Origin of the sequence: Chitinophaga agri (genome assembly GCF_010093065.1) — a bacterium.
Lineage (GTDB): Bacteria > Bacteroidota > Bacteroidia > Chitinophagales > Chitinophagaceae > Chitinophaga > Chitinophaga agri.
In genome coordinates this window covers 706,602-725,008 of sequence record NZ_CP048113.1, presented here as the reverse complement: position 1 = coordinate 725,008, position 18,407 = coordinate 706,602, and the positions used below count along the sequence as shown (strand labels likewise).

The following is an 18,407-nucleotide window of genomic DNA, read 5'->3' as shown; positions in this document are numbered from 1 at the left end:
AAATATTTCTATTCTAAGATTAAAAGTATAAATAATATGAAACTATTAAAAATGCGTACTATAATATAATATAGCCTCTACGTATAGAATATGAGCGAGCTCTGGTAGTCGAATCTGATAGTCAGCGGTTTACCTCGCGGCAAAAAGCTGAAAGAGATATATTAAAAGTTATCCACAATTGAAGTTATCCACATTGTGACAAAAAAGGCTTCCGAGGCGTGAATCTGCAAAAAACACCTCAACTCATTTATAATCAGGCAGACGGAGTAATGAGTAGGCAAATCCTCATTTTGGCCGGCACGGGTGAACCGGATAGCACGCTTCATTGTTTTTTCATTATTCCGGAATGCTGCTGACATAGGGCTGTCACTCCCCCTGATTTTCTTTGTATCATCATACATTACTCACCAACAAAATATATTGGACATGACACAGGAAACCATCAGCACGAAAGCCGTTATTACTCCAGCGGAAATGCTGGAACACTGGCAGGGACATCGCAGACTTACCCGCCGGGTCATTGAAGCCTTTCCTGAAAAGGAACTCTTTAGTTTTTCTGTTGGCGGCATGCGGCCCTTTTCTGAACTGGCACTGGAAATGATCGCCATGGGTATGCCGGGTATAGATGGCATGTTAACCGGTAAGTGGTCTACGTTCGAAGCGATTTATGAAGGAGGTCGTCCTACCACAAAAGAAGCACTGCTGGCTCTCTGGGACGAACTAACGGAAAAGCTTAATCGCCTGTGGCCTGAAATACCGGCAGAGCGGTTCCATGAAGTAGACGTCGCTTTTGGTCAGTATGAAGGTACGATCCAGTTTACGTTATTTTATTTCGTTGACAATGAGATCCATCACAGGGGTCAGGGATATGTTTACCTGCGGGCATTAGGCATAGAACCACCTCCATTCTGGGACAGGGCGTAACTTGTCCTGTCTTCCCCTTATTTATGTCTTATCTGCCCACCTGCGGCCACTGTATATCTGTCTACATTTGAATCATTGTATAACTCTCAAAAAAACGGGTATGGCTTCACTTAATCCTTATCTCATCTTCAACGGCAATTGCAGCGAAGCATTTGATTTCTACAAATCAGTGTTTGGCGGAGAATTCCAAATGTCTTCAAAATTCAAAGAGATGCCGGGCGGCGAAGAACTACCTGCCGACAAAGCAGAACAGATCATGCATGTAGCATTACCAGTGGGCGATAAAAACATACTGATGGGCAGTGATTGTGGTCCGGGTATGGAGGGTGTCAAATCAGGAGATAACTTTTCCATTGCGCTAACCACCACATCAGCAGAAGAAACGAGGAGGGTCTTTGACGGACTATCGGCCGGTGGCAATATCACTATGCCATTGGAAAAAACGTTCTGGGCGCCACTGTTCGGCATGCTCAAGGACAAATTCGGTGTTAACTGGATGATCAGTATGGATGTAAATCCTGCTGCATAGAAGACGCTATGAAATGAGAACGCCTTTTTATACGATGCTGATCCTCAGTAGAACGATCAGCATCGTATAAAAGAGGCGTTTTGTATCAGGGTCTTTCTCAGATAGGGAATTACTTCAGCAGGCCGGCAGGGATATGTCCGTCGGTGTCCAGCTTCAGACCAAGCAGTTTTGCAATAACAGGTGCTATATCTGTCAGGTCAATATCTTTCAGGTTCTTGCCCTGCGCGATACCAGGACCATAGGCTACAAAGCCGGTCTGGATCTCTTTGAAATCAGGATAGTACCCGTGTGTACCGCCTTTTGCATCCTTTATCAATGCTCCCTTTACACCGCCACCAATGGTAACACCTTTTGCAGCTGCCAGCGCCAGGGCTGCATTCGGATCTGCACCGACCGCCTCCAGCTGTTTGCGATCAATCACTTTAAACATTTGCTGTTGTTCAGCTGGCAGGTGTGCCAGTATCTCTTTCACTTTTTCCAGTGACTGTGTATCATTCCTGTCTTTCAGGTGCAGGAAAGCCGATCCGCCGGAGGTATGAAAACGGGCTTTCCAGTCGCCTTTGTCTATATTTTTAATTAGTCCCGCTTCCACTAGCAGCACATTCGGGGAGAATGACTGTCTGATGTCTACAAAACCATGATCGCCTGTAACGATAATGGCTGTGCTATCTTTGATCCCTGCCCTGATCAGTGCTTCCAGGATAGTACCGATGGCGCGGTCAGCACCAGCCACTGCTTTTCTTACCAGCAGACCATCACGTCCCTGCATGTGCTCATAATGGTCGGTACATGCCAGGTGCAGCGTAGTAAATGCAGGCTTATATTTAGTGATCATGTAGGCGCCCATTCTGGCTACATTCTCGTCCATTGTCAGCTCTTCTCTCACCATTGTGAAATCTTCAGGCCCTAACTTACCCGTTGCATTCTCCTGGATCTCTTCCCAGAGAGAAGCAGGCGTAGTGGCGGCAGCGGTAGCGTCTCTCCTGTCTGTCTTCTTGCCCACCGGCCACACGTCGGGGATGTTATAGTCTACAGGTGCACCGACAGACACCGGCCAGATCACATTGGCATTGGTTTTTCCCGCGGCATGTACCGCATCATACAAGGTGGGCACCTTGATCGCTTTGTAGTAGAAGTACCATTCGCCGCTGGCCTTTCCCTCTTCGAACGGCGCATTGTAATAAATACCGTGTTTAGCTGGTTTCACACCGGTGATGATAGTCGTGTGATCCGGGTAAGTGACGCTCGGGAACACGCAATTCACACCTTCGGCAGCCGCACCACTATCCTTCATCATACGAAGGTTGTTCATACTCCAGGAGGCATCCTGGTAGAAGTCGGGCCGGAAGCCATCAATAGTGATCAGTACCACGTGGTTGACCTGTTGGGCGGCGGCTGACAATGTGAACAGCAGTCCACCGGCAAATGCATATAAACGCTTCATTTTGGCTGTTATGTTTATGTAGAGAACCGGAAAATGAAGTGGGTACCGTCAGCAAGGGAGGTTAAGAAATTGTTACGCACTGTTACAACTCCCTGGTTTATCCTGTCAGGCGGGTGCGGTCTTAAGTATAGTTTATCAATGCGGTGACCGACACAACAATTTTCAATATAGTCGCATATGTTATTCATTCTGCTTGTTGCCACTTTCACAGTTCATTAACAGATTATTAACGAATTACTCAGAAATAAATATTAAACTAGCACTACAAAAGACACCTGTTTGTAATGTAGTGTCAACACGAATAATCCCTTACTATTTACCCGTGATGCGCAATGATGGAAGGATACTTTAAGGAGGAATGGACAAGCTACCTTAAATCTTATGGTTTTCTAAGCAACCCAAACGAGCACTTTTACCAGATCGCCAACAATACGATGGCCCTGCTTGACAGAGATGATGCCGCCCATCTGAACAAGGCGCTCTCTGATAAAGAGGTGTATACTGGTATAGCCCCTGTAAGGGTCATTCCCTATGAATATGACTGCCTGTATGAAGGAGTATTACAACTGTTACTCAATGATCAGCTAAATGAACGGCAGTTACTACCGGTATACAAAAACATTATCCGGTATCATCAGGACCGGCAGCAGTTTAGCGGGTCTGTCCCACCTGTTACTACCACCACATCTGTATACAATGGCGTAGATATCATTGATATCAGTAACGAGGGAAGTCTCATAGACTATAGTGATATGCGGCCCGCCGCATCGCCTGTCACGGCGCCGCCGGACCGGACGCCCAGTTACTACGACGAGACCGCTAAACTGGGGAATCGCTTCAAAGACAAGCTTTATCTGAACGTACGGGAAGTGGAATGGCTCAATCAATTCTGGAACCCGGATAACATGTTCCTGTCTGTCGAAGGTTGCTGCATTGCCGTTATACGGCTTTACCTGGCGGCCATCAAAACGATAGACAAAGACCTGAAACAACAGGGAAGTGCTTTTGACGACCATGTTGGCCGACTCGCGGATCAGTTGATGGATCAGGTATATCCGGATAAGTCCAGAGGTGATGCGGACTATAACCGGGAACGAATAAAAAGCGATATCTACCTCACTGTATTCAAGCGGGCCGAAAACGCTGTACGCGGGAAATATGCACAGAAAAGAAAGCTAACGGAAGATTTCCCTTATAATGCCTGCAGCGAATACTTCGAAGAGCAGCTGGGTCAGCGTGTAGCCGCCGCTATCCTCAGCAAGGAACAAGCTATTCCACCTGCCGACCGCGTGACAGAAATCCAGCTGAACGCACAGAACAACACCCGTTGGCGCCTGTTCTTCGAGCAGATCGAAGCCAGGGTAAACAAACAGAACTATGCGGAATGTATATCGGAAGTAGTGCAGCTGGCGGCGTTGAATATCAACAATCCACAGAAAGAGAACATTTTCTTTGAAGCATCCAAACTGTTCGCTGCCTATGACCGGGAAGACGCCGTCAGGTTCTATCTGAAATACCTGCATGCCGACCTCCGTTCTGAAAAAGCGGATCGCAAACAATTACCTAAAACCATCCATAAAAGCCTGTTCAAAACAGAACAGGAAAGACAATCTTTTGAACTTGTTGCCAATAACCTCATCCAGACTGTCAATCTGAAAGCCGCCCTTGAAGAGGTACCTGGCATTTTTGTTAAAAAAAGAAGGACGGTACAACTGGACACGGCCGCGATTGAAGCTGTGATCTCTGCCCATAATGAAACAGTTAACAACCTTAATAAGCTACTACAGGACGAAGAGCCGGAAGAAGCGCCTCCGCCGCCAGCCGCAAGTGTTTCCATCACCCTGCTGCCTCCTGTAGTTGAAATCAAAACCGGCAATGAGATCGCCTTTGCAGCAGGGATCATCCTCAATACTCATCAACAGGAACTACTGACCATGTTCCGCGACCACACCTTATCATTACCTGCTGATACCGTCAGTTCCTTCGCAAAGGAAAGAAAGTTGTTCCGGGACCAGCTGATCGAAAGCATTAACAGCAGCTGCTATGAAATACTGGATGATCTGCTGATAGAAGAATATGACGATACTTACACCATCACCGAAAAATACTTTCAAAACATTATAGCATGATAGAAAACATTAAACCCCGCGAAGCCACTTCGATTATTAATTCGCTGTTAGGCGGCGTAGTTCCGAAAACCGGTGTACAACATATAACGGTAGGCCGTTCCGCCGAGATTCAGGCATTCCTTACCGCACTGGAAGATGTAAAGAACGGGCATAGCATGGTTAAATTCTGGATCGGCGACTTCGGCTCCGGTAAATCATTTATGATGCACCTGCTGAATACAGTTGCTATGAAACAGAAATTTGTGGTGGCCAATGCAGACTTCACACCGCAGAACCGGCTATATGCCAACGATGGTAAATCGCTGGCGCTGTACAGTGCCATCATCGACAACCTCGCCATACAAACCAAGCCGGAAGGAGGCGCCCTCTCTACCCTGCTGGAAAAATGGATAGAGCAGGTGATCACCAAAGCTGCGCAGGAAAATAATATTGCTATAACAGATATCAGGGATGAAAAGTACGAGAACCTGATCCTGAACTATATTCAGCGTACGATCAATGAACTGACAGACGTAGGCGGTTTCGACTTCGGTCAGGTCATTATGAAATACTATCTGGGTTATATCAAAGACGATGAACAGCTCCGCAAGAACGCCCTACGCTGGCTAAAAGGGGAATATCATACCAAAACAGAAGCCCGGCAGGAACTGGGTGTAAGAGATATCATCAGTGATGATAACTACTATGATATGCTGAAGAATTTCTGTAAACTGTTTGTCAGTATCGGCTACAGCGGATTCATGGTCAACCTCGATGAAGCGATCAACCTCTACAAGATCCCGACTGCCGCTATGCGGGAAAAGAACTATGAGAAGATCCTGCATATCTACAATGACTGTTTCCAGGGCAAAGTCGGTAACCTGTTCTTTAACTTCGCCGGCACCCGGGATTTCCTGGAAAATGAAAGAAGAGGGCTGTTCAGCTACCAGGCGCTGAAATCCAGGCTGGCGACAAACAAGTTCGAATCTCAGGAGATCAGGGACTTCGCACAACCGGTGATCCGTCTGATGCCGTTGAATGCTACAGAGATCTATGTGCTGTTACAGCAACTGAAACAGGTGTTTGACCTGAACTATAAAACAAATATTGATATCACAAGCGAAGACATCCAGCTCTTTATGGAAGAGTTGTTCAACAGACCCGGGGCCAATGAGTTCCTCACGCCGCGCGAAGTGATCAGGGATTTCCTGAATATCCTGAGCATTCTCCGTCAGCACCCGGGTATGGACAAAGCGAAACTGTTTGCCGATGTAGAGGTAACAGACGAAAGACCTGTGGAGGAAGACCTTGAAAACATCAAAGAGATATGAGTGAGTTTTCATTGCTCTCGGAGCCTATACGACGATATATCAATGACAAACGATGGGAAGCCCTGCGACCGATCCAGGCCGCCGCTATCAAACGGATCCTGGGCACCGAAGGTCACTATATGCTGGTCTCCCGGACAGCCTCCGGTAAAACGGAAGCCGCTTTCCTGCCTATCCTCTCCAAAGTGAACTTTAACGACGAGGGGGTGCAGGTATTATACATCTCTCCGCTGATCGCCCTTATCAATGACCAGTTTATACGTGTAGAAGACCTTTGCCGCTATATGGATGTCACCGTCACCCGCTGGCATGGCGAGGCGAATGTGGCGGCTAAAAAGCAGTTAATAAGGCAACCGGAAGGAGTATTACTGATCACGCCGGAATCGATCGAGGCGCTGTTCACAAATCATCCGGACCATGCGCAACGGCTATTCTCCAAACTAAAATTCATCGTCATAGATGAGATCCATACCTTTCTGGGGAGCGACAGAGGAATGCACCTACGGTCGCTATTGTCGAGGATCAACGATCTGGCAACGGATAAGCTGGCACGTATCATAGGTTTATCGGCAACAGTAGGAGACTATGATGAGCTCAAACGCTTTACGGGAGATGTACCGAATACAAAGGTGCTCGTGGACGGTACAGCGAAAGGGATCCATGCCCGGTTCATGTTCAGCAAAGACAATGATGCGGAATACAACCCTTTTTTTATAGATGAACTATACGGGCATGTGAAGGACAGTAAGGTGCTGATCTTCCCGAATAGTCGTGGCAATGCAGAAGAACTGGCTGTCAAACTGAAAAAAACTTCCGAGCGGAAAAAAGGGCACCATTATTATTTCTCTCATCACTCTGCAGTAGATAAGGAAGTGAGGGAATATGTAGAGGAATTTGCAAAGAACAATAAGCGTAACAACTTCTGTATCGCCTGTACCTCCACACTGGAACTAGGTATTGATATTGGTACAGTAGAAACTGTTATCCAGATAGATGCAACTCATTCCATCGCTTCTCTCATTCAGCGGGTGGGCCGTAGTGGCAGAAGGGAAGGCCAGGAAAGTCAGTTATTGTTGTACGCGACCGAGCACTGGTCTATGCTGCAGTCGTTCGCCTGCTGGGAACTATTTAAGGAGTCGTTTATAGAACCAGCCTATGGACAGGCCAAACCTTTTGATCTGTTGTTTCACCAGGCGCTCTCCATACTGAAGGAAACAAATGGATTGTCCAGGGCTGTGTTAGTGCAGCGACTACATCATAATGCCGTATTCGGGCATTTCAGCAAAGCGGAGATCGATACACTCCTCGACTTTATGATCGGGGCGGAATATGTGGAAGATCTTCGCAAAGAACTGATCGTAGGCGTAGCAGGCGAAAAGCTGACCACCTCGCGTGACTTCTATTCCATGTTCGTATCGCCCGTCATGCTGAAAGTTATATATGCAGGGAATACCATCGGCGAGCTGGAATTTACGCCAATGATCGAGGTAGACACTAATGTGCTACTTGCAGCGAAGATCTGGAAGATCACAGATGTAGATATTAATGCAAGGAAGGTATTTGTGGTTCCTGCGAATGACGGCAAAAAGCCCGTTTACAACAGCGGTAGCGGAGATGTACATCCACGTATCCGGCTGAAAATGATGGAATTGCTAAATACAGATCTGCATCCGGATGAAGCTGACAGCAGCGCTATAGAAAGTATCAACGAACTGAAGCTGCTGTTCAAGGATTTTAAGCTGGATCACCTGTCTTCCGTGCGTCCGGTCATTGTGAAAGAAAAGAAATATGTCATCTACACTTTTACAGGGACAAAAATCAACCGGACACTCTGGTTCCTGGCCAAAACACTTAATATTCAGCATGTGGAGGTTGATGACCGGCAAAGTAAGCTCACCATACCGGACAAATCGATTGACCTGGGTGAGTTGATCTTAAATATGCGTCATCAGCTGGCCGGTATAGCACAGCATGTAAGCATGTACATTGAAGAGCAGCCGGAATTCTTCCCTTTAAGCAAATGGGGGGTCTACTTACCACTGGCAATGAAAGTGGAATATGTCCTTAACACGACGTTCGATATTCCCGGAACCACGGCGTTCCTCTCTGAACTAAAGCTGGTCACTCCTGCTATGGATGATACCGTTATCAAAGAATAAATTAAGATGCCGCCTGCTGTTATACAGGCGGCATCTAATTATAGCTTGATAAACACCTTCTTCTTATACAGCCAGTAACACAATCCCCACTCCAGTATCCATGTTACAAATGCGGCCGCAATATGCCACGGCACGAAGATGGCCACTACCCCATTCAGCCACTGCGCACCTACCGTCTCAAAGAACACATAAATGAAGATAGCGTTCATACCTACCACTACTGGTATCCAGGTATACCGCTGATGATCTTTTATATCGATCCACCAATACAGGAAAGCGAGGATCAGCAATACCCAGCCTGCTGATGCCATCACAAAGCCAGCCGTACTGATACGTTTGATAATCGGCGAAAGGCCTGCCATGTCTGCTCCGAATCCCAATACCAGTAATCCGAGACCTGCAATAGTCAGCAAAAGGATCTTGCGCTTATTCTCCATCGCTGAAGACAGCAACTTACCGGCCGTCACCCCCCAGATAGTATGCGCTGCTGTCGGAATGATATTGATCGCCACCCACCCGTCTTCATTGATCTTACCCATCAGGAGCGTATCCATGTAAGCACCGAAATTATGATACTCCACAAATGGCTGATCAAACCCTGGCATCAGTATAGTTCGGTACAATATGTCATTCAGCAGGATCAGTGCGAACCCGGCAACGATCTGAAAAGTATAGGAGCGGCCGATGACCAGGTAAGCGATCATTCCTGTGACGGACAGCTGTGTCAGCACATTCCAGAGTTCCCATACCAGTTTTCCGGCGTATACACAATGCAATCCTGTACCCAGCAGGAAGAGCTTAAGACTTCGTATAGCAATATGTTTGAAATTCTCTCCCCAGCTGATCCCCTTGCGCAACTTGCTCTCATATGAGATATACATGGCAGTTCCGGCCATCAGCATAAACGCCGGCTGTACGAGGTCCCAGAAGCGTAGTCCGTGCCAGGGATGGTGAAAGAACTGGGTGATAAAAATATTGTTATGCCCTTCGCGTAGCGATTCATATACCCGGCAACTTTCTCCCGCCAGTAAGATCATGATCAGTCCACGCATGACATCCAGCGATAATAAGCGGCCTGCCTGTTTTTCCATAACGTTTGTTTGATGTAAATACTTGTCCGCAAAAGGCTCCTTTTCCAAAGCCCCCTGCGGACAAGCCCAATCCTCACGATGTACATCATTCTATATAAACACTCACATATTACTCAAAATTGATCAGCAGCGAAGTGGCTCCGTTAGGCACATTGCCCAGCACAGCCGACCAGTCTCCCTTTAGTGCCTGAATGCCCAGCCGCATGCCTGTCGTTGCTGCCAGCCCTTTCAGCTTTGTGCGGGAGAGGCGTAATTCAAACTTCAGGACCCCGGCACTCTCCTCCCTGGTACCTACCGTATAAAACGCTGTCACGCCAGAGGCATCAAATGTAAAAGCCTGCTGATCCCCTTTATGATAGAATGCGTCGAACCAGTCACTCAGCACCGCGCCTTCCAGCAATACGTCATATCCTCCACCGGCAAAAGCACCTGTCAGTAACCCTGTGCCGGCATTGTTATCCGTATCAAGGTAGAAATCGTAGATATCAGCGTTGGCAACCTTCGAGTTCACTTCCAGGTAGAGATACACATAAGTTGCATCATAGTCGAATTTTGCTTTTCTGAAATACGTTTCGCCGGGAGCTGGATTCACCTCATATTCCGTTACGTCGTCCCAGTCAGCAAACGAATTATCATCCATCTTCACAGGTGATGATTTGGCAATATACAGCACAGTTGAACCTTCCGTCACCTTACCTTCCTTTGTTGTAGCATAGAGGGTAGGTACGTACTTACCTTTACCCGGATAGGTATGCACAGGACTTTCTTCTTCAGAGGTAGTGCCATCGCCGAAATCCCATTTATATGATACGGCTCCGGTGGTCTTATTGCTAAAAGTTACGTCATTTCCAGTAATACTAACCTCATAAAATAAGTCGGCGTCCGGAGCAGCCTTATCGTCATTGCTGCAACTGCTTATACCTGCAGTTAGCAGCATACTTAAAATAATATATCTGAATTGCATCATGATCAGGCATTTAAAGATGAATTAAGGATTCTGTGAACAGAGCTTGTTTGTCTGTATTTCATCGATCGGAATAAAATAGATCAGCCGCTTGTTGTCAGGGTTGATCACCATATTCTCGTACCCGGCCGGACGCTTGCTGAGATCTATATCCGACTCCTTCAGCCCCGGCAGATGGTAGCCCCAGTATGTCCTGTTCATAGACAGGTTATTCCGGTACACATCAAAGGAACGATGTCCCTCAAAAGCGAGTTCTATCCTTCTCTCTTTCAGTACTGTTTGCAGCGCTGTTTTTCCTGCAGGCAGCTGACCATTATACAATGCATTTTCCAGTCCCCTGTTCTTACGGATCATGTCTACATCATTCAGGGCAGCGGTAGCATTGCCAGCCTTTGCTTCTGCCTCGGCCTTGTTCAGGTACATTTCTGACAGTCTAAACAGTATTGGGGAACTCAGCGTAGGGCTACCTCCCTGTCCGGAAAATTTCAGAATATAATACGTCTCAATACCATTCTTTTTCTGCAGGTCACCATTGCCATCCTTCAGTGGCTGGATGTAAGACCAGCGGGCATCCTGCGAATAAGCCGACATGGTATCGCGTAGCGACTGGGAAGCAAACTCCTCGCCCCATCCGGAATTTCCGTCGGAATAGATCATAGAGGCAATAGACCCGCCTTTGCCATAATCGTCGACCGTCGTAAATGCCACGCAAAAGATCGTCTCCTTACTTCCCATAGCGTTCGCAAACATAGAACGGAAACCCACCGCGTTCTCTAATCCAAACCTGCCGGCATTGATCACTTTATCACTATAGTAGATTGTGCTGTCGTTATTACCTTTATACAGATATGCTCTTGAAAGCAGTGCCCAGGCGGCTTCCTGTGACGCGTACTGCACGCCCCGCTGTTGCTGCATCAGTGAGGCGCCTTTCTCCGCATCTGCTATCACGCTGGCGTAGACCTCTGCAACAGATGCTCTCGCTTTCGCGGAGGGATCACTGGTAGAGGTGCGCAGGATAATGCCATCAGCGGCAGGATCCAGCGCATAAGGGCGCGCATAGAACTTCACCAGATTAAAATGACAGAACGCCCGCAGGAAGTAGCATTCCCCTATCAGTTGTTTAATCGCCACGTCCGGATCAGGTACTGCTTCTGCCGCTTCTATCACAGTATTCACATCATTGATGATCTTGTAGGAAATATACCAGAAATACCTGCTGTTGGTCTGCGTTGGCGTATGATTCAGCGAGAAACTATAATACAGTGGGTCGGTGGTGGTCTGCGCGCAGACAATATCATCACTCGCAAAGTCGCTCATCTGAAAATACTGGCGCAGGTACATATTATTCAGATCGGTGGTACCATTGAACTCCACATGATCTTTAAATAAAGCATAGGCTCCGTTTAACGCCTGTCTGAGTCCCTGGGCTGTCTGCGTCAGTGTGCCGGTCGTCAGTGAGTCACTGGGATTTATATCCTTCAGGCAACTACCCAACAGCAGCGGGAATGTCAATATAATGAAAAGGAATCTTGTTGTCATAACTGATATTTTACTAGAACCTGATGTTGATGTTAAACAAAAACTGGCGGTTGTTAGGATACTTGAAATCCGATACGCCTGGCATTACATAACTGCCGGAGGTTATTGTGGTAGCGGGGTCTTGTCCGAGGAAGCCTGTGAAGGTGTATACATTATCCGCAGTCAGGGCCAGTGTCACTCCTTCCATACGCCAGCGGGTCATCCAGGCTTTGGGCAATTTGTAGGATAATGAAATATTTCTGATAGCCAGGAAATCGCCGTCTTTCAGATAACGGGTGGATGTCTCGGTGGAATTGGCTGCATTCTGGGGACTAGGTTCTGTCGCATCATCTCCGGGATGTGTCCAGATCTTGTGGTCATGCGGCAGATTGATCTGGTTATAATAAGGTTCATTACCATCATTCATCACGAAACGCAGGCTGTTGCTGAATACTTTGTTACCTGTCAGATAGTAGGCATTTACACTCAGGGAAAGGTTCCGGTATGTCCACTGTGACGTTAAACCACCCTGTAGCTTCGGTAATGCGGACCCTACTTCCTGATAGGTTGCACTTGCATAGTCAGCCGTTGGTGTACGGGAAATTTCCTTTCCGCTGGCATCCCGGTTGATCACCTCCCATTGCGGGGCACCGGTTTCTTTATTCACGCCCAGCCATTTAGGCATGTAAAATTCGTACAGGTTGCCATCGTTGCGATAGATCTGTGAGATACTCCAGGTAGGTTGTGTACGGGTGATATCGCTGGGCAGCTCTCTCAGCTTATTCGTGTTGTAGTTGATGTTGAAGTCGGTTGTCCATTCAAAATCAGGTGTTTTGATATTAATGGTACTGATACCTAGTTCGATACCATTATTGATCACCTTACCTACATTCTCCCAACGTTGTTCAAAGCCGACAGAAAGTGGCTGTGGTACCTGTAACAGCAGGTTGTCTGTTACGTTATTATAGGCATCTACTGTTAAGTTGATCCTGTTGAACAGACCGATATCTATACCGACATTCAACTGTCTTTTACTTTCCCAGGTAAGATTTGGACTGGGCAGCTGCGAAGGGGTGGCTGCCGTACCGCCATTATACTGACTGCTCAGCGCATACAACCCCAGGTAACGCGAAGAACCAATATCCTGCGTACCCGTGACCCCGTAGCTGGCACGCAGCTTCAGATTACTGAACAGTTTACTATGCAGGAGAAATTCTTCATTGCTGATCTGCCAGGCAGCAGATACCGCCGGAAAGGAACCGTAACGGTTACTGGCAGGGAATGCCGTGGAACCATCTACCCGATAGGAAGCTGTCAGGAAGTATTTGTCCTTATAGCCATAGTTCACCTGTGAGATAAAAGACTGGATGATCGCCTGATCATATGCACCTGTCACCAATTGGTTATTTGACACGACATTAAGTACCCGTAGACCTTCCGGTAATCCCTTACCAGACGCGCCTAAGATCTCGGTCTTGCTGTTCTCGACCGCAATACCAGCCAGTCCGCTGATCGTATGGTCTCCCTTGCGGAAGTTCACTTTCAACAGGTCATTGGAAATAATACCATAGGACAATGTGCTCAGCTCATTCAGAAAACCAGTACCATTGTACTGTCCCGCTACTACCGGAGCATAATAATCTGATCCTTTATTATAGCTTACAGCTGCCCTGTTGCTACTGGTGAAAGAGAGCCAGTCAGTGATGTTGATATTAAGTCCGAGGTCATAGTTGACATCAAAGTTCTTATACGGGTGATTGGAATTTTTGATGGTATGAATGGGATTGACCTTATCTCTGGACCACCATTTAAAAGCGGCATTACCATCGACATATACCGGATTGCGGTTAGCATCATAAGGATTGTCCCATGGCATGTTCAGGTAGGCATAATACACGTCTTCATAGTTATAGCTCTTACCGGTAGCACCACTGATGTTAATGTTATTGGTAACGTTAACACGCTTTGAGAAATGATAGGTGGAATTAGCACGCAGGTTGATACGCTGATAACCGGTGTTCATGAACGTTCCGTTCTCATTGTAATAAGAGAGGCCGGTATAGTACTCACTCTTCTCGGTGGTACCACTGGCAGAGACATAGACATTCTGCATGGCGGCGGTACCAAACATGGCCGTCAGCCAGTTGTAATCCTGCCCCTGCAGCATCTTTGGTCTTTCGCCGTAGAATTTTAATATATCGATCTTGTAGGAGTTGTTGTCCGTCCCCGGAATATAGTCTCTGTAAAATTCCTTATGACGTTCATACAACTCACTGCCATTCATCATTTGCATCTTGCCAAAGTCTGGTCTGCGGAAACCGGTAGTGATCTTTGCTTCAAAACGGGTCTTTCCCAGTTTCGCCTTCTTGGTCGTAATGATGATGACACCAGCATTGGCCTGTGATCCATACATAGCGGTAGCGCCGGCATCTTTCAATACCGTAATACTTTCCACATCATTGGGATCATAATTGCCACCGATGATACCGTCTACGACAAACAGCGGTGTCTGGGAGGCATTGACAGAAGACACACCGCGTAAACGCAGTTCGGCGGCCGTACCAGGTACGCCGGAGCTATTGACGACCTGCAGACCGGCCACTTTGCCCTGCAGCATGCTACCGACATCGTTGGTGGTGACATCTTTCAGTTTCTCTGCGGATACGACACTGACTGCGCTGGTCAGTTCGCTTTTCTTTTTATCGCTGTAACCGACAACGACGATCTCATTAAAATTACGGGTATCTTCTGCCAGGTCTAACGTGACATTTTCAGCAGCCGCTACTTCACGGGTAGTGAACCCGATATTACTGATCACGAGTACATCCTGCGTTCGCACACCGGTAAGCGTGAACCGCCCATTGGGATCCGTCTGCGTGCCTTTCCGGGTCCCCCTGACCAGTACCGTTGCACCTGGCAGCGGACCTCCACCAGCAGCGCGGATCACTCCACGAACCGTGATCAGAGAATCCTCTTGTAGCGATGTGAGTAAGTCATTCCCATCGGGCATCAGTTTTTTGATGACAAAGTTCTTTCCTTCGAGCGCATAGATGACCTGCTGATTGCGGAGGCAGAGGTCCAGTACATCGCGTACCGGTGAGTCTTTCACGCTGAAAGTGACAGGCTTGGTATTGGCCAGTACCTTTTCGGAATACACGATGGAGATGCCGGTTTGGGTAATAATTTCGGCAAACACCTCCCGCAGGGGCATATTCCTGGCAGTAAGTGTTACTTTCTGAGCGTATCCGGCAGCACTCACATGCAGGACAGTCAACAGCAGCAGAAACATGGTCAGTTTCATAACCAGGCAAATTTTGGTTGATAGCCCGCGAACAGCGCGGGCCTGTACATAACAGTCGAAAAGCATACTTTTGCAGTGTTTGGTGGTACTTAAATGGTCTTACAGCGATTATTAAGGATGCCAGATGACCACCGGAGGTGTTGCGAGCATCTCCGGTTTATCAGCATACCCTGGTGGTTGATACTAATTATGGTAATACAATTACTTTTCTCCCCTCAATCCTGAAATGATTAAAGCCGTTACCTTCCAGCAAAGCCAGTACATCGGCCAACTGCAGGTCTCTTCCTATACCGCCTCCGTATAATTCTGTTCCGGGGCTGGCCTTATAGACAATGTCTACGTCGTACCAGCGGGCTACTTCCCTCAAGATGGCGGGTAATGCCATGTCGTTAAAAACAAACAACCCATTCTTCCACGCGGTCACTTTCCTGATATCAGCTGCATGTACTGTCAGCTGGCGATGTTGATTGTCCACCACAGCCTGTTGTCCTGGCTGTAGTAATTGTTTCGTGTTACCTTCCTTTACCAGGATACTACCGGTGACCAGCGTCGTATTAACAGACGATTCATCTCCATAAGCCATCACGTCGAAGGCGGTTCCCAGCACCAGCACTTCGAGACCATGCACTTTCACTTTAAATGGTTGCTGAGCATCAGGAGCGATTTCAAAATATCCCTGTCCTTCCAGCTCCACGATCCGGTCCTTTCCTGCGAAAGCGGTGGGATAACGTAACATGGAAGCGGAATTCAGCCATACCCTGGTACCGTCAGGAAGTATCAGTTTGAATTGCCCTCCTCTGGGTGTCGTCAGCTTATTATAGTGAATACTGCCATCGGCAGGTTGCGATGCATAAGACAGCTGTCCCTTCTGTTGCTGAATAGCGACTTTTCCCTGCCGGATCACCTGATTACCGGCACTGTCCAAGGTCACCGTACTACCGTCGGCCAGTGTCAGCACTGCTTTATTGCTGGCTGGCAGGATCGCTGCCGGAGCAGGCTGTTGTATGACCATGGCAGACCGGTCAGGCTGTTCACTACGTGTCAGCCAATAGCTGGCACCTGCCAGTAACAGCACAGATGCTGCAATGGCGATCATCTTCAGCGGGAGGATCTTTCGAACCGGAGGGACAGGTTGTATCTGCGCATAGATCTGTTCATAGTCAAGATCCGGAGTGGGCTGTGCCGTGTGCCATAATTCATCGAGATGTTGCGCAAGTATCTCGTCACTATGGTCCTGACCGATGGCGGCAAACAGCTCATCCAGCTCTTCGCGGCTGCATGACCGGTTTACATAACGTGCTACCAGATAAGCGATTCTTTGGTTGTGATCGGGCATATTAACCATAAAGACGTATGTGAGGGAAAAAAGGACCGCGGATGACGGATTTTTTTTCAGCTATTGCTTAATACGAACAACAGCAATAACAATTCGGAGTGCCGGGACAGAAAGTGGCGGATGAAACGCAGGGTCTCTACCTGTACGTTTTTTACCCGGCTCCTGGATAAGTGCAGCCGCCTGGCAATCGTAGCATGGTCAAGTCCTTCCAGTTTACTCAGCCGGAAGATGGTACGCTGCTGCTCTGTTAATTTTGACAGGGCCATATTGACCAGTTGCTGGCTTTCCCGGGCATCCAGTTGCAGATCCAGGGCATCGGCAGTGGCCGAAATATTGGCCCATACATGATCGACCAGCTTTTGCTGCAGGGCGATCTTCCGGAGATGGTCTAACGTTTTGTTCCTGGCGATGATGAAGATATAGTTCGCGGGATTGACCACAGGAGGCAACTGTTCCCTGCTGGTCCAGAGTTTAAGAAAGATATCCTGCAGAATGTCCTCCGTGTCTACGGCGGAGTGGGTCAGGTGGAAAACAAAAGCAGCCACCTGCCTGCTATGGCGGTCATAGAGCTGACGAAAGGCAGATTCATCGCCCTTCCGCATTCTTTGTAACAGTTCGTTATCGGTATCTGGCTGCATGCGTAAATCCGCTGTTTCCCTTTAGCTGCTGGATAAATGTTATCCATCTAAAAATACAAAAAAACTATACTTATCCTTCTTATCTTGCATACAGATTTATCTTTATACAAACACCATATCCCTATGCACGCTGCCGGTACTTTTTACAAGTCCTCAGGATTGATAAAACCCAAACGACTCCCAGGCTACCTATTCGGAGGTATCTCGCTGGCCGTTCTGATCGGCTGGTTATTTTTTAAGTTATGTGATTTTCTCTCTTTTGTCTACCTGAATTTTATATTGCTCTTCGGGGTGCTGTTACTTAGTATTATTGCCTATACCTCCCTGCGGATGTATAGTAGAAGCAGGCATCATGTGCTGAATATCTTTCTGTCCATCATTTTTTGTTATGTAGCCTGGTCAGCTCAATGGAGTTTTTTCAGCATGCAGTGGAACTATGGCTTTTCTTTCCTGGAAGGAACGTTTAATCCGGGGGCGACATTACAGATTATTACCCGGCGTATGGTACAGATAGATACGGAACATTTAAATCGTACAGCCGGCAGGTTTCCTTTTAGTGGGGGGCTTGCAGCACTGTTCTACCTGGTGGAGTTCATTGGTTTTATGTTGCCAGTTGCGTATCTGTGGGAAGACAGGCAGTATTATTGCGAAGGCTGTGATAAGTTCTATGAGCGCAAGGAAGCATATGTAACCGCAACTGATCACTTCCTGACACATCTGGGTGAAGAAGGAGATAACCGTCAATATCGTTTTCTGCCGTTGATACAGTTTTACGGCAAACTGGCGCCTATCTATAAGCGGAAGAGAGAAGTCATCAAAGTGACGGTCCATTATTGTCCAAAATGTCTTGACAACAATATTATAAGTGTATCGACGTTTGAACAACAACCGGATGATGATAACAGGAATAACGCAACGCTGACGAAAGAAATCGCCATTACAGAAGGAATGTATATAGAAAAAGTGATGGCAGAAATTATAATCCGTAAATTCGCATAAATTACCATCCCAATAAATTCAAAAACGGTCCGCCAATGGCGGGCCGTTTTCTTTACAAGCTATGATAG

The 18,407-nt window shown here is 47.4% G+C and carries 13 protein-coding genes; 6 read left to right on the top strand and 7 right to left on the bottom strand.

Going from position 1 to position 18,407, the window contains the following annotated elements; all coding sequences use genetic code 11:
• Positions 1 to 426: 426 nt before the first annotated feature.
• Both GWR21_RS02800 and GWR21_RS02795 read left to right on the top strand, forming a co-directional pair.
• Positions 427 to 924: a DinB family protein gene (locus GWR21_RS02800; RefSeq protein ID WP_162330261.1), complete on the top strand. Its 498-nt coding sequence runs from the start codon at positions 427 to 429 to the stop codon at positions 922 to 924.
• Between the two features lie 100 nt (positions 925 to 1,024).
• Positions 1,025 to 1,453 carry a VOC family protein gene (locus tag GWR21_RS02795; RefSeq protein ID WP_162330260.1) on the top strand — a complete coding sequence of 143 codons (429 nt, stop codon included), beginning with the start codon at positions 1,025 to 1,027 and terminating at the stop codon, positions 1,451 to 1,453.
• 109 nt (positions 1,454 to 1,562) lie between these two features.
• Here the strand turns inward: GWR21_RS02795 and GWR21_RS02790 are convergent, their stop codons facing one another.
• Positions 1,563 to 2,897, bottom strand: coding sequence for an alkaline phosphatase family protein (locus GWR21_RS02790; protein ID WP_162330259.1), 1,335 nt, complete (start codon positions 2,895 to 2,897; stop codon positions 1,563 to 1,565).
• 332 nt (positions 2,898 to 3,229) lie between these two features.
• Here GWR21_RS02790 and GWR21_RS02785 point away from each other — a divergent pair, with 332 nt between their 5' ends.
• Genes GWR21_RS02785 through GWR21_RS02775 form a run of 3 tightly spaced genes read left to right on the top strand, consistent with a single transcriptional unit; the run spans position 3,230 to position 8,492 of the window.
• Positions 3,230 to 5,026 (top strand): tellurite resistance TerB C-terminal domain-containing protein, encoded by a 1,797-nt coding sequence (locus GWR21_RS02785; protein WP_162330258.1) that lies wholly within the window; start codon positions 3,230 to 3,232, stop codon positions 5,024 to 5,026.
• Entirely contained in the window at positions 5,023 to 6,336 is a 1,314-nt protein-coding gene (locus GWR21_RS02780) for an ATP-binding protein (protein WP_162330257.1), read from the top strand. Before GWR21_RS02785 ends, GWR21_RS02780 begins: the two co-directional genes overlap by 4 nt.
• Positions 6,333 to 8,492 carry a DEAD/DEAH box helicase gene (locus tag GWR21_RS02775; protein WP_162330256.1) on the top strand — a complete coding sequence of 720 codons (2,160 nt, stop codon included), beginning with the start codon at positions 6,333 to 6,335 and terminating at the stop codon, positions 8,490 to 8,492. The genes GWR21_RS02780 and GWR21_RS02775 overlap by 4 nt, the downstream gene beginning before the upstream one ends.
• Before the next feature lie 38 nt (positions 8,493 to 8,530).
• Here GWR21_RS02775 and GWR21_RS02770 read toward each other — a convergent pair whose 3' ends face one another.
• The 6 genes from GWR21_RS02770 to GWR21_RS02745 all read right to left on the bottom strand — a co-directional run bounded on the left by GWR21_RS02770 (position 8,531) and on the right by GWR21_RS02745 (position 17,340).
• Positions 8,531 to 9,583 (bottom strand): acyltransferase family protein, encoded by a 1,053-nt coding sequence (locus tag GWR21_RS02770; RefSeq protein WP_162330255.1) that lies wholly within the window; start codon positions 9,581 to 9,583, stop codon positions 8,531 to 8,533.
• Between the two features lie 109 nt (positions 9,584 to 9,692).
• On the bottom strand, positions 9,693 to 10,550 hold the full coding sequence (locus tag GWR21_RS02765; protein ID WP_238430148.1) for a PKD domain-containing protein: 858 nt from the start codon (positions 10,548 to 10,550) through the stop codon (positions 9,693 to 9,695).
• 21 nt (positions 10,551 to 10,571) lie between these two features.
• Positions 10,572 to 12,086, bottom strand: a complete 1,515-nt coding sequence (locus GWR21_RS02760; protein WP_162330254.1) for a RagB/SusD family nutrient uptake outer membrane protein — start codon at positions 12,084 to 12,086, stop codon at positions 10,572 to 10,574.
• 13 nt (positions 12,087 to 12,099) lie between these two features.
• Complete coding sequence (locus GWR21_RS02755) at positions 12,100 to 15,366, bottom strand: SusC/RagA family TonB-linked outer membrane protein (protein WP_162330253.1); 3,267 nt, start codon at positions 15,364 to 15,366, stop codon at positions 12,100 to 12,102.
• 187 nt (positions 15,367 to 15,553) lie between these two features.
• A complete protein-coding gene (locus GWR21_RS02750; RefSeq protein WP_162330252.1) occupies positions 15,554 to 16,702 on the bottom strand; it encodes a FecR family protein in 1,149 nt (382 codons plus the stop codon).
• A gap of 56 nt (positions 16,703 to 16,758) precedes the next feature.
• A complete protein-coding gene (locus tag GWR21_RS02745) occupies positions 16,759 to 17,340 on the bottom strand; it encodes an RNA polymerase sigma factor (RefSeq protein ID WP_162330251.1) in 582 nt (193 codons plus the stop codon).
• A gap of 84 nt (positions 17,341 to 17,424) precedes the next feature.
• On the opposite strand from GWR21_RS02745, the gene GWR21_RS02740 reads away from it, so the two are divergent.
• A complete protein-coding gene (locus GWR21_RS02740; protein WP_162330250.1) occupies positions 17,425 to 18,339 on the top strand; it encodes a hypothetical protein in 915 nt (304 codons plus the stop codon).
• Positions 18,340 to 18,407: the final 68 nt, after the last annotated feature.

Coding starts and splice junctions, on each gene's coding strand:
- GWR21_RS02750 (WP_162330252.1), bottom strand. CDS start 16,702: ATGCCCGATCACAACCAAAGAATCGCTTATCTGGTAGCACGTTATGTA.
- GWR21_RS02775 (WP_162330256.1), top strand. CDS start 6,333: ATGAGTGAGTTTTCATTGCTCTCGGAGCCTATACGACGATATATCAAT.
- GWR21_RS02800 (WP_162330261.1), top strand. CDS start 427: ATGACACAGGAAACCATCAGCACGAAAGCCGTTATTACTCCAGCGGAA.
- GWR21_RS02745 (WP_162330251.1), bottom strand. CDS start 17,340: ATGCAGCCAGATACCGATAACGAACTGTTACAAAGAATGCGGAAGGGC.
- GWR21_RS02785 (WP_162330258.1), top strand. CDS start 3,230: ATGATGGAAGGATACTTTAAGGAGGAATGGACAAGCTACCTTAAATCT.
- GWR21_RS02780 (WP_162330257.1), top strand. CDS start 5,023: ATGATAGAAAACATTAAACCCCGCGAAGCCACTTCGATTATTAATTCG.
- GWR21_RS02760 (WP_162330254.1), bottom strand. CDS start 12,086: ATGACAACAAGATTCCTTTTCATTATATTGACATTCCCGCTGCTGTTG.
- GWR21_RS02755 (WP_162330253.1), bottom strand. CDS start 15,366: ATGAAACTGACCATGTTTCTGCTGCTGTTGACTGTCCTGCATGTGAGT.
- GWR21_RS02770 (WP_162330255.1), bottom strand. CDS start 9,583: ATGGAAAAACAGGCAGGCCGCTTATTATCGCTGGATGTCATGCGTGGA.
- GWR21_RS02790 (WP_162330259.1), bottom strand. CDS start 2,897: ATGAAGCGTTTATATGCATTTGCCGGTGGACTGCTGTTCACATTGTCA.
- GWR21_RS02765 (WP_238430148.1), bottom strand. CDS start 10,550: ATGATGCAATTCAGATATATTATTTTAAGTATGCTGCTAACTGCAGGT.
- GWR21_RS02795 (WP_162330260.1), top strand. CDS start 1,025: ATGGCTTCACTTAATCCTTATCTCATCTTCAACGGCAATTGCAGCGAA.